The 11,876-nt window shown below is 61.0% G+C and carries 8 protein-coding genes; all 8 read right to left on the reverse strand.

Annotated features, from left to right (window positions below; translation table 11 throughout):
* Nucleotides 1-87: 87 nt before the first annotated feature.
* Nucleotides 88-576: an inner membrane protein YiaA gene (yiaA, locus tag FHX76_RS04680; protein ID WP_167148385.1), complete on the reverse strand. Its 489-nt coding sequence runs from the start codon at nt 574-576 to the stop codon at nt 88-90.
* Between the two features lie 190 nt (nt 577-766).
* Nucleotides 767-4,273: a DNA polymerase III subunit alpha gene (dnaE, locus tag FHX76_RS04685; RefSeq protein ID WP_167148387.1), complete on the reverse strand. Its 3,507-nt coding sequence runs from the start codon at nt 4,271-4,273 to the stop codon at nt 767-769.
* Between the two features lie 99 nt (nt 4,274-4,372).
* Complete coding sequence (locus FHX76_RS04690) at nt 4,373-5,419, reverse strand: Gfo/Idh/MocA family protein (RefSeq protein ID WP_167148389.1); 1,047 nt, start codon at nt 5,417-5,419, stop codon at nt 4,373-4,375.
* The gene (locus FHX76_RS04695) at nt 5,419-6,291 is read right to left on the reverse strand and encodes a sugar phosphate isomerase/epimerase family protein (RefSeq protein ID WP_167148391.1); all 873 of its coding nucleotides are present in this window, start codon (nt 6,289-6,291) and stop codon (nt 5,419-5,421) included. Before FHX76_RS04695 ends, FHX76_RS04690 begins: the two co-directional genes overlap by 1 nt.
* Nucleotides 6,292-6,358: 67 nt before the next feature.
* Nucleotides 6,359-7,387: an inositol 2-dehydrogenase gene (iolG, locus tag FHX76_RS04700; protein ID WP_167148393.1), complete on the reverse strand. Its 1,029-nt coding sequence runs from the start codon at nt 7,385-7,387 to the stop codon at nt 6,359-6,361.
* Nucleotides 7,388-7,447: 60 nt separating this feature from the next.
* Entirely contained in the window at nt 7,448-9,337 is a 1,890-nt protein-coding gene (iolD, locus tag FHX76_RS04705) for a 3D-(3,5/4)-trihydroxycyclohexane-1,2-dione acylhydrolase (decyclizing) (RefSeq protein ID WP_167150343.1), read from the reverse strand.
* Between the two features lie 17 nt (nt 9,338-9,354).
* Nucleotides 9,355-10,317 (reverse strand): 5-deoxy-glucuronate isomerase, encoded by a 963-nt coding sequence (gene iolB / locus FHX76_RS04710; protein ID WP_386762580.1) that lies wholly within the window; start codon nt 10,315-10,317, stop codon nt 9,355-9,357.
* A 41-nt stretch (nt 10,318-10,358) separates the two neighbouring features.
* On the reverse strand, nt 10,359-11,864 hold the full coding sequence (locus tag FHX76_RS04715; RefSeq protein WP_167148395.1) for a CoA-acylating methylmalonate-semialdehyde dehydrogenase: 1,506 nt from the start codon (nt 11,862-11,864) through the stop codon (nt 10,359-10,361).
* Between the last annotated feature and the right edge of the window lie 12 nt (nt 11,865-11,876).

Genomic DNA, 11,876 nt, shown 5'->3' on the forward strand with positions numbered 1-11,876 from the left:
ACCCTGGCCACAAACAACCGGGCCAGGTCGGGAGCGCATACAACGCTTCCAACCTGGCCCGACCTGCCTGCAAAGGCTCTGCAGCGGCTACTGCGTCGGCGCCGATTCGTAGGACGTGTACGTCGCTGGGATCGTCTCTGGGTAGACGAGTTCCTGCTCAGCCTCGAGCTGCTTGTAGCGTGCAACGTCGCGCACGTTCTTTTGCACCGCAACCGAGGCGAAGAGCGCCATCACAAACGAGATGGCGTAGAAACCCTTTTCGCTCAGTTCGATGCTGCCGGCGTTCCACAGGCCAATAACCAGCAACGCAATTGAGAGCACCAGCGAGAACCAGGCGAGACCAAGGTACAGGTTCGTCACCTTGATGTTTTCGAGGCGGTCACGCACGGTCTTCTGGAGAGAAACCGCCGAGAACAGGCCGTACATGAGAATCGTGAAGTAGTAGCCTTTTTCGTTCAACTCCATGCCTGCGTTCCACAGACCGATGAGGTACGTGCAGACGCCGATGAGCAGCGCCAACCAGGATGCGCCGATAAAGGCGGGGGTGGGTTTCTGTAGCTCGTTAATGGTATTCATGGTGTTCCTCCGTGGGGGATGTGACACAGTCATTGTGCCTGAAACACAAGCTACAGGTTCCACGTGCGGCATACGGAATATACCGCCGCTCGTGGGGTGCGTTTTTGCTCGTGGGGTGCGGAATTCCGCGCCCCACGAGCACAATCGCACCCCACGAGCTAGATGGCTAGATGGCTAGATGGCTAGATGGCTAGATGAGGCAGCGGGGGCCCAAGAGTCCCTTGATATCTCCGAAGAAACTTGATGTCACCGTGACCGTGAAGGGAAGCTCGAAGACGCGCACCGCGTCTGGGGTGAGCAGGCGCAATCGCACCTCGTTCTGGCCAGGATGACGTTCGAGCAGCTCGCGCAGCTCTCGCATCGTTTTCTCGGTCGCGCGTCGATCCTGCACCGTAATGCTGATGGGCGCGCCGATCTCCGCAACGGCAACCTCCGGCAGCGTGACCCCATATGCATGCATCGACATACCATCGTCTCGCGCGTTAATTTTGCCACGCACCGAGGCAATCGCGTCGCTCTGCAGCATCGGCCCAAACTCGAGGTACGTCTTGCCCATGAGCAGCACCTGAATCTCGCCGGTGAAGTCCTCAACGGTCAGCATGCCGTACTGGTTGCCAGACTTCGCGACGCGGTGCTGCACGCTTGTGATGAGACCAGCAACAGTGACAATCTCACCGTCAAAGTTGGCGTCAGGGTTGTTAATCTCGTTGACGGTTGTTGAGGCGTGCTTCGCCAGCGGAATTTCGAGACCGGCGAGCGGATGATCGGAAACGTAGAGCCCAAGCATCTCGCGTTCGAACGCCAGCTTGTCTTTTTTCGCCCATTCGGGCCGGTCGGGAACCTGCTCTTCAACCTCGTCGTCGGCAAACATATCGCCGAAGAGGTCGACCTGGCCGTGGGCCTCGTTGCGTTTGAGCAGCGCGGCGGCTTCGACTGCATCCTCGTGGATTTCGAGGAGCGCACGACGCACCGGCGAAATGGAGTCGAAGGCACCAGCCTTGATGAGCGACTCAACCGTGCGCTTATTGAGCACCGTCAGCGGCACGTTGTTGAGGAATCCGTGGAAGGTGGTGAATCGCCCCTTCGTTTCTCGGGACTCCTTGATGAGGTCAACCACGTTGGCACCAACGTTACGAATGGCACCAAGGCCAAAGCGGATATCTTTGCCAACGGCCGAGAAGTGCACAAACGATTCGTTGACATCAGGGGCAAGCACCTGGATGCCCATGCGCCGACACTCGTTGAGGTACATGCCGAGCTTGTCTTTTGAGTCGCCAACGCTTGTGAGCAGCGCCGCCATAAACTCGGCGGGGTAATTGGCCTTGAGGTAGGCGGTCCAGTAGCTCAGCACGCCATAGGCGGCGGAGTGGGCCTTGTTAAAGGCGTAGTCGGAGAAGGGCAGCAGCACGTCCCAGAGCGCCTTGACTGCGGCATTTGAGAAGCCGTTGTCGTTCATGCCCTTCGAGAAGCCTTCGTACTGCTTGTCGAGCTCTGATTTTTTCTTCTTACCCATTGCTCGACGCAGCAGGTCGGCCTGCGCAAGCGTAAAGCCTGCGAGCTTCTGCGCGATCGACATGACCTGTTCTTGGTACACGATGAGGCCGTAGGTGCCACCAAGCACTTCGAGCAGCGCATCGGCAAGCTCTGGGTGGATGGGCTCAATCTCTTGAGCGCCGTTCTTACGCAACGCGTAGTTGGTGTGCGAGTTCGCACCCATCGGGCCGGGGCGGTACAGGGCCAAAACGGCCGAGATGTCTTCAAAGTTGTCGGGCTTCATGAGGCGAAGCAGACCGCGCATCGGGCCACCATCAAGCTGGAACACGCCAAGCGTGTCACCGCGGGCGATGAGGTCGTATGCTGCCTGATCGGTCAGATCGAGGTCTTCGAGCACGAGCTCTTCGTTGCGGTTTGCCCGGATGTTGTCGAGGGCGTCGTCAAGGATCGTGAGGTTACGAAGCCCCAAGAAGTCCATCTTGATGAGACCAAGCGACTCACAAGCCGGGTAGTCAAACTGCGTGACGATCTGGCCGTCTTGCTCGCGCTTCATGATGGGGATGATGTCGATGAGCGGGTCGCTCGACATGATCACGCCTGCCGCGTGCACGCCCCACTGGCGTTTCAGGTTCTCGATGCCACGCGCGGTCTCGAAGACGGTGCGTGCCTCTGCATCCATCTCAAGCAGCGCGCGGAAGTCGGATGCCTCTTTGTAGCGGGGGTGGGCCGGGTCCATGATGCCCTCAAGCGGGATATCTTTACCCATGACCGCCGGCGGCATCGCCTTGGTGAGCTTCTCGCCCATGCCGTATGGAAAGCCGAGTACGCGAGAGGAGTCTTTGAGGGCCTGCTTGGCCTTGATCGTTCCGTAGGTGACGATCTGGGCAACGCGCTCGTCGCCGTATTTTTCGGTCACGTATTTGATGACCTCACCGCGACGACGCTCGTCGAAGTCGACGTCGAAGTCGGGCATGGAGACACGGTCTGGGTTGAGGAATCGCTCAAAGATGAGGCCGTGCTGCAGCGGGTCGAGGTCGGTGATTTTCATGGCGTATGCCGCCATCGAGCCTGCACCTGAACCGCGGCCAGGACCAACTCGGATGCCGTTGTCACGTGACCAGCGAATGAAGTCGGCAACCACGAGGAAGTACCCGGGGAAGCCCATCTGCAGGATAACGCCAACTTCGTAGTCAGCCTGCTTGCGGACGTTATCGGGAATGCCGTTTGGGTAGCGGTGGTGCAGGCCGGTTTCGACCTCTTTCACAAACCAGCTGTCCTCGTTTTCGCCCGGAGGGCAGGGGTAACGCGGCATGTAGTTGGCTTTGGTATCAAAGGCCGTTTCGCAGCGCTCGGCGATAAGCAACGTGTTGTCGCACGCCTCTGGGTAGTCGCGGAACACCTGACGCATCTCGGCTGGCGACTTGAGGTAGAACTCGTTGGCATCAAATTTGAATCGGTTGGGGTCGTCGAGCCGTGAACCAGACTGCACACACAGCAGGGCGGCGTGTGACTCGGCATCGGCTGCGTGTGTGTAGTGGAGGTCGTTTGTCGCCACGAGCGGAAGCCCGAGGTCTTTTGCGAGCTTGATGAGGTCTGACATGACCCGGCGCTCGATGTCGATGCCGTGATCCATGATTTCGCAGTAGAAATTCTCAGCGCCAAAAATATCGCGGAAATCGGCGGCGGCCTCGCGCGCTTCGTTGTACTGACCAAGCCGAAGGCGAGTCTGCACCTCGCCACTTGGGCATCCGGTTGTGGCGATGAGGCCCTGCGCGTACTGGCTGAGGATCTCGCGGTCCATACGAGGCTTAAAGTAGTAGCCCTCGATAGACGAGCGGCTCGACAGGCGGAAGAGGTTGTGCATGCCGGCCTGCGAGGCCGAGAGCAGCGTCATGTGTGTGTAGGCACCCGAACCAGAAACGTCGTCTCCGCTGCCGTTGCCCCAGCGGATTCGCGTGCGGTCGCTGCGGTGCGTACCTGGCGTGAGGTAAGCCTCTGTCCCGATAATGGGTTTGATGCCCGCGTTGGTTGCCGTGTTCCAGAAGTCGAAGGCACCAAAGGTGTTGCCGTGGTCGGTGACCGCAATCGCAGGCATGCCAAGATTGACGGCCTCGGCGATCAGGGGTTTGACGCGGGCGGCTCCGTCGAGCATTGAGTACTCGCTGTGGACGTGCAAATGCACAAAGGAATCAGACTTCGACACACCATCTCCGAGGGTTCTTGAATAGGCGTTAATCCTACCCCGGACGACTGACAAAAGGTTCGCCGTGCAGGCCAGGGCTTACCCCCAGCTGCCAGGCGATTACTCGAGCACGCGCGCAGGCCGAACGGGCAGCCCGGCGGCACGATACGCGTCGTCGATCAATCCCATAATGGTGAGCGAAGTGCTGACCGGAACCGCAAACGGCTCGCCGTCTCGCAGGTTCCGACGCACGGCATCCAGCTGATAGGCATACGACGTTCGCGTGCCAAGGTGCTCAACCCGTTCAACGCCATCCACCGTCACAATGACCCGGTCGTCGAGGTGCGGCAAGACAAAACCCGGCGCGTACGCCTTGCCACGCGTGCCCGTGAACGAAAGCTCGAACCGCACGTCGTTATCGCTCATACTGCTGTGCAGGGATGCCGTCCGCCCGTTGGGATAGACGGCGCTGGCCACCAGCCTGGTGTCGATGAGTTCGTCGAAGGTCGAGACCTCCGCGGTCGCTGCAGTGATGCGGGGCGCACCGCCAAGAAGTGCCCCAAACTCAACGGCGGCATGTACCGCGTAGCAGCCAACATCCATGAGTCCCCCGCCGGCAAGTGCGAAGGATGAGCGAGGGTCGTCGTCGCCAGGATAGGGCATATCCATGCGGACATGGACGTGAGTTACGTCGCCGACCTCCCCGGATGCCGCGATCTCAAGCATCCGCCCCATCACGGGATGATGCCTGTTGTGGAACGCTTCCCAGAGTTTTCCGCCCGTCTCCTCGGCAACCGTCGCGAGGATCTCGCCCTCGGCGAGGTTTGAGCTGAACGGTTTCTCTGAGAGCACGTTCTTACCTGCCCTGAGCGCTTTGATCGTCCATTCCGCGTGCAGGCCGTTGGGCAGCGGGTTATAGATCACGTCAATATCGTCGGCTGCGAGCAGGGCCTCGTAGCTTGGCTCCGAGCGTTCAAACCCGTTTGCGGCAGCATATTCTGCGGCTCGCTTCGGGTCGCGCGCCGCAACGGCGACGAGGCGGTCACCAGTAAGCTGAGAGGCCTTGATCACCGACGCCGTTGAGATCCGTGCTGCCCCGAGCACCCCGATTCGGAGGGGCGCAGCATTGACAGGGGACACAACATCAGCGTCGGTCACGTTCACCATTAAACTCCTAGATTCAGCAGGAACTCCATGCTCGATCGGACATCGGCGAGGGCCCCAGCGGCTTCTGACTCATCGTTGAGCACAGTATCTTGCTCCATCGTGTACCAGCCGCTGTAGCCAGCAGCTTCGAGGGTGCGCACGATGTTGCCAATGTTAGCGTCGCCGGTGCCAAGTGGGCAATACATCCCCTGCGTGACCGCGTCATAGTAGGTGATCTCGCCAGCCCGAACCCGATTGGCGAGGCTTTCCCGAACATCCTTTAGGTGGGTGTGGGTGATGCGGTCAGCATAGCCGTCGACCAGAATCTGAGGATCGGTGCCACCGATGAGCAGGTGCCCCGTATCAAGGCAAAGCCCGATGCTCGACCGTTCGAGTACCAACCTGACGTCATCGCCCGTTTCAATGATGGTGCCAACGTGTGGATGCAGTGTAGGCACGATGCCTGCGTCCACTGCTGCCTGCCGCGCCCGCTCGAGGTTACTGAACAGCGTCTGCCACTCGTCGTCGGTCAGTACTGGGCGCTCGTCGTATCCGTCGTCGCCGCTCGCCGCCGCGTACACAATCGTCGAGGCCCCAGCGCTCACGTGGGCAGCAAGCTCCGCGAGGATACCAGGCAGCGGGTCGTGATCGGCCTTATGGAAGATGACGGGCACAAACCCGCCAACCGCGTGCATCCCGTGCTCGGCGAGCACCGTGGCGCGAGCGGCAGGGTCGACAGGGAGGAAGCCTTCTGGGCCAAACTCCGTGGCTAAAACGCCAAGCTCGCGCATCTGGTTGAGCACGGTTTCTGGGGCAAGCTGGAACCCCCAATTTGGCACTTCACAGACGCCCCATGAGATGGGCGCAGCGGCGATGCGTGAACTCACAGACATAGTATTTTCGCTTTCGGTTTGGTGACGCGGGTCAGGTCAGAGACTGGATGTTGGCTTCATCGGCAGGTCAGAGCCCAAACTCCGAGAGTGCAACAACTCGCCCCTCGGATAGGCTGCGTTGCGCCGCAAGCGCACAGACAACGGCTTCACGGCCGTCTTCGAACGACGGACTCGGGGCAACGCCCGACGCGATCGACGTCAGGAAGTGCTGCAACTCGATCTGGTACGCGGCGGCGTATCGTTCAAGAAAGAAGTTCTGAATAGGATTCTTCACGTCGGTGGCGCTGGCCCCGTCAAACACAACCGTCGTGTCTCGCTGGTTGCCAACGCGCAGCGAACCGAGCGAACCGAATGCCTCAAGCCGTTGGTCGTAGCCATACCCGCAGTGTCGAGAGTTGATGATCTGGCACTGCACGCCTGCCGCGTTCGTCAGGATAAGCGAGGCAGAATCAACGTCGCCAACCGCGCGGGCGTCGTCGCTAAAGAGCGCGCTTCCCGTTGCATACACCGATGTGATCTCGCCGAGGAAGAACCTCGCCATATCAAAGTCGTGAATGGTCATATCGCGGAACATCCCGCCTGAAACGGCAAGGTACTCTCCCGGAGGCGGCGTCGGGTCACGGCTGATGATCGTGAGCTGTTCAAGCTGCCCGATCTCCCCCGCTTCAACTCTGCGGTGCACTTCGGCAACGTTCGGGTCAAACCGTCGGTTGAACCCAACCATCACGTGCTCAATGTCAGGACCGGCATCCGCCCTGGCTGCATCGATTACGTCGAGCTCAAGGTCGAGCGGTTTCTCGCAGAGGACCCGCTTCCCCGCCCTGACCGACTGCACCGTGAGGTCCATATGGGTTGGCGTCGATGACCCGACCAGCACAGCCTGCACGGCAGGGTCTGAAAGCACGTCGTTGGGGTTATCGGTTGCCCGAGCCCCGTATTTCTGCGCGAGTTCGGTGGCCGCATCGAGCCGCGGGTCGCAGACCCAGAGCAGCGTTGAGCCAGGGTTGAGCGCAACGTTTGCCGCGTGGACCTGGCCGATACGGCCCGACCCAAAGATGCCAATGCCGACTGTAGCTGCTTCGGTGTATTCAGTCATAGTGTGTGTTCTACCGCTTCGTTGTGGTTGATGGTCAATGCGTGCGTACTGCGTCGCTGGTTAGCCGAGCAGCGGGCGCTGGGCGGCCTGATTCGTTTCGTATCCGGCCCTCGCCTGCTGCGTGGAGTCAAGTTCTGAGACCTCGGCAACGGGAACATCCCACCAACCCTCACCGTCAGGGGCAAACAGGAGCGGGTCGGAGTTGATGTGGATAAGCGTCGAGGTTGATGACGCTTTGGCCGTTGCAACCGCCGCAGACAGGTCGGCGATTGCGGTCTCAGAAGGCTCAATCTCGATAACATCGAGCCCGTAACTGCGAGCGTTTGCGGCGAGGTCAACGGGCAGCACGTCTCCGTCGTCAAAGGAGTGCGTGTGTTCGTCGTGCTCGAGGTACCGGTATTTGGTACCAAACCGTTGCGAGCCGATGTCCTCCGAGAGGTGGCCGATCGAGGCATAGCCGTGGTTCTGGATGAGCACAACAATAATCTTGATGCCCTCGGCGACGGCCGTCACGAGTTCGGTATTGAGCATCAGATACGAGCCATCGCCGACCATGACGATCACGTCGCGGTCAGGGGCTGCCCGACGCACGCCGATGCCGCCAGCGATCTCGTAGCCCATACAGGAGAAGGCGTATTCGACGTGATAGCCGAGCGCGTCCTGCGGGCGCCAAAGCTTGTGCAGGTCGCCTGGCAGCGAGCCTGCAGCGCAGACAACAACGTCGCGCGGGTCGCTCGCCTGCTGGACCGCTCCAATGATTTCGGATTGGGCAGGCACCGGCCGACCAGAGGGCTCAAAGGCCGCCGTTACCGCGGCATCCCAGGCTTGCTTCTCTCGCGCGTTGCACTCCGCGTAGTCGGTTGAGACGCGGAAGCCGGCAAGCGCCTCGATAAGCTCGGTCAGCGCCTCGCGGGCATCCGCAATAATCGGAAGCTGGCTGCCGTGCTTATACGCGTCGAAGGACGCAATATTGATGTTGACAAACGTGACATCTGGGTTCTGGAAGGCCGTTCGGCTTGCGGTCGTGAAATCGCTGTAGCGTGTCCCAACGCCGATGATGACGTCGACCTCTGCTGCTGCCCTGTTGGCCGCCGTTGAACCGGTTGCACCAACCGCGCCAAGGTTTTGCGGGTGGTCCCAGTGCAACGAGCCGCCGCCGGCTTGTGTTGTGCCAACCACAATGCCGGTATCTTCAACCAGTTTGCGCAGCACATCTTCTGCGCCAGAGTAGAGCACTCCGCCGCCGGCAATGATCATGGGCGCCCGTGCGGCGCGGATGGCGGCAATCGCCCTGGCAAGCGGCTCGCGCTCAGGCAGCGGGCGGCGCAGGTGCCACTCACGGTCCTGCAAGAATTCGAGCGGAACGTCGAGTGCCTCCGCTTGCACGTCCTCTGGCAGCGCGATCGTGACGGCTCCGGTTTCGACGGGATCCGTGAGCACGCGCATGGCAGACAGGGCAGTCGAGAACAGCTTTTCTGGTCGATCGACGCGGTCAAAAAAGCGCGAAAGCGGACGGAACGCGTCGTTGACGGTTATCGAGGTGTCGTGCGGCAGCTCCATCTGTTGCAGCACCGGGTCGCTCACGCGAGTGGCAAAGGTGTCGCTCGGCAGTAGCAGAACGGGAAGCCTGTTGGTGGTCGCAAGCGCCGCGCCGGTCAGCATGTTCGCCGCGCCAGGACCAACGGATGCGGCGTTGGCGTAGGTTGCCCTCCGCCTGCGCATCCTGGCAAAACCAACCGATTCGTGCACCATGCCCTGCTCGTTGCGGGCTTGGTAGTAGGGCATCGCCGCGGGGTCGGTCACCGAAAGCTGCTTGAGCGCCTGCCCGATGCCGGCGACGTTGCCGTGGCCAAAAATACCAAAGGTGCCCGGAATCGTCCGTTCGCGAAGATCCCCGTCAACCGTGTACTGGTGCGAGAGAAACTCGACGAGCGCCTGGCTCACGGTCATCCGGCGGGTGCTGCTGGTCACGAGTGTGCTCCTTCGGTAGAGGATGATGCTGGCTGCGTAGCCGCACTGTTTGGCAGGTATGGCAACCGAGGGTCGACAGCTTGGCCTTCCCACGTCGTGCGAATCCAGCCGTGTGCTGGGTCGTCGGTGATATTCCAAACCCGCTCGGGGTCGGGGCCGGCCATCACGTTGAGGTAGTACAGGTCGTAGCCGGGAGCCGCGACTGCGGGACCGTGGTAGCCAAATGGCACAAGAGCGACGTCCCCAGTGCGGACCTGCGCGTTGATGTCAATCGCGCCGGCTGGTGAGCTATAGGTGCTGAACATGCCAAACGGTTTGGCCTCAGCGGGCGCATCAACGCCGCGAGAGACCTCCGACTCGAAGTAGTAGATCTCTTCAAGCGACGACTCTACGCCGGTGATGCTCTCGTCGTGCTTATGCGCGGGGAACGACGACCAGTTCTCGGCCGGCGTCACAACCTCACACACAATAAACCGGTCGGCGGCGAGGTTGGCAGGGGTGCCAAAGTTATGTACCTGGCGACTTGAGCGTCCGGCACCTCGCAGTTCGACGGCAACATCCTGAGCCTGCACGTAGGTGGTTGGATACGAGGTGGATGCTGGGGCCTCTGCAACCGCAAAACGCCCGGCACCCCGCACACCCTGCACGCTGACCGAGGCCTCGGTGCCAACGTACAGCACGTCTGTCGGGCCATCGAAGACCGACGTCCTCCCGTTCAGCGTGAAGGATGACGTGCCTGATGGCTCCGTCACCAGCACGGTAAACGAGCCGGCAAGCGGCACGATCAGGCGCTCGACCGAGGCCTCCGCGTTGGCTTCGAGGGCGAGCGATGCTCCACCAGCAAGCGTCGCCACCCTCAGCCCCGTGTGTTTCCACCCGGGAAGGTCAGACCCGACGACGGTTTCCCAGCCGTCTCGCGCGAGAGTGCCGCGCTCAAACATCCAGCGTTGGTCGGTCACGTGTTGCCTCCTTGCCCGTGCGGGCGCTCGGTGCTGCCAGGTTAGTCGTTTTCGGGAAAGCCGAGGTTGATTCCGCCGTGGCTCGGGTCAAGCCACCGAGACGTAATGGCCTTGACCTGCGTGTAGAAGCGAACTCCCTCTGCGCCGTGCGCTTTGGTGTCGCCAAACAGCGAGTCCTTCCAGCCGCCGAAGGAGAACGTGGCTACCGGAACCGGCAGCGGCACGTTGATACCGACCATGCCAACCTGAATCTCATTCTGGAACCGCCGAGCGGCTCCCCCGTCGTTGGTGAAGATTGCCGTGCCGTTCCCAAATGCCCCGCTGTTGATGAGGTCGACTCCATCACCAAAGGATTTCACCCTGACAACCGAAAGCACCGGCCCGAAGATTTCTTCGGTGTAGACGCGCGAAGACGTTGGCACGTTGTCAAGCAGGGTCGGCCCGAGCCAGAACCCGTTTGCATCGCCATCGGGGGTTACGCCTCGCCCGTCAACGACGACGGTCGCACCATCGGCGGCGGCGATATCGATGTAGCTCGCAACCTTGTCGCGGTGCTGCTCGGTCACGAGTGGGCCCATGTCGCACGAGCGGCGGCCGTCGCCAGTGACGAGTCCAGTCATGCGCTCCGTGATCTTCTGGATAAGCTCGTCGGCTACCGGTTCAACGGCAACGATCACGCTGATCGCCATGCAGCGCTCACCAGCGGACCCGAAGCCCGCGTTGATGGCAGAGTCGGCGACAAGGTCGAGGTCGGCATCCGGAAGCACAAGCATATGGTTCTTCGCACCGCCGAGGGCCTGAACGCGTTTGCCGTTGGCCGTACCCGTTGCGTACACGTACTGGGCGATTGGCGTCGAGCCGACAAACGAGAGCGCCTTCACGTCTGGGTGGGTGAGCAGGCCGTCAACGGCCTCCTTGTCGCCGTTCAACACGGTAAATACGCCGTCTGGCAGGCCTGCTTCTTTCCAGAGTTCCGCCATCCAAATCGCAGCGGTTGGGTCTTTCTCGCTCGGCTTCAGCACCACCGTGTTACCCGCAGCAATGGCGATGGGGAAAAACCACATGGGAACCATGGCCGGGAAGTTGAAAGGGCTGATGATGCCAACAACGCCGAGCGGCTGGCGGGTTGAGTACACGTCGATGCCGGAAGAAACCTGCTCGGAGTACTCGCCTTTGAGGTGGTGCGAAAGCCCACAGGCGAACTCAACAACCTCTTGTCCGCGACTGATCTCGCCGAGCGCATCCGAAACGACCTTGCCATGCTCAGCCGTGATGATTTCGGCCAGTTCGCCCTTGCGCTCGTTGAGCAGCTCTCTGAACCGGAACAGTACCGTCTGGCGCTTCGCGAGCGACAGGTTGCTCCATGCGGGGAACGCGGCCTGTGCAGAAGCGACGGCAGCGTTGATCTCGTCCTGGTTGGCGAGGGCAAGGTTCTTGGTCACAATCCCGAGTGCTGGGTCGTATACGGGCGACGTGCGTCCGCTGTTGGATTCGACGTTGGCACCGTTAATCCAGTGTCCAACGGTAGGAAGGCTCTGCGTGCTCATAATGGCTTCTTT

It is taken from the genome of Lysinibacter cavernae (genome assembly GCF_011758565.1).
Classification (GTDB): Bacteria; Actinomycetota; Actinomycetes; order Actinomycetales; family Microbacteriaceae; genus Lysinibacter; species Lysinibacter cavernae.

What these genes read in the sequence shown, in the direction of transcription:
- iolG (WP_167148393.1), bottom strand. Translation starts at nt 7,387, where the DNA reads ATGACTGAATACACCGAAGCAGCTACAGTCGGCATTGGCATCTTTGGG.
- iolD (WP_167150343.1), bottom strand. Translation starts at nt 9,337, where the DNA reads ATGACCGTGAGCCAGGCGCTCGTCGAGTTTCTCTCGCACCAGTACACG.
- FHX76_RS04715 (WP_167148395.1), bottom strand. Translation starts at nt 11,864, where the DNA reads ATGAGCACGCAGAGCCTTCCTACCGTTGGACACTGGATTAACGGTGCC.
- FHX76_RS04695 (WP_167148391.1), bottom strand. Translation starts at nt 6,291, where the DNA reads ATGTCTGTGAGTTCACGCATCGCCGCTGCGCCCATCTCATGGGGCGTC.
- FHX76_RS04690 (WP_167148389.1), bottom strand. Translation starts at nt 5,419, where the DNA reads ATGGTGAACGTGACCGACGCTGATGTTGTGTCCCCTGTCAATGCTGCG.
- yiaA (WP_167148385.1), bottom strand. Translation starts at nt 576, where the DNA reads ATGAATACCATTAACGAGCTACAGAAACCCACCCCCGCCTTTATCGGC.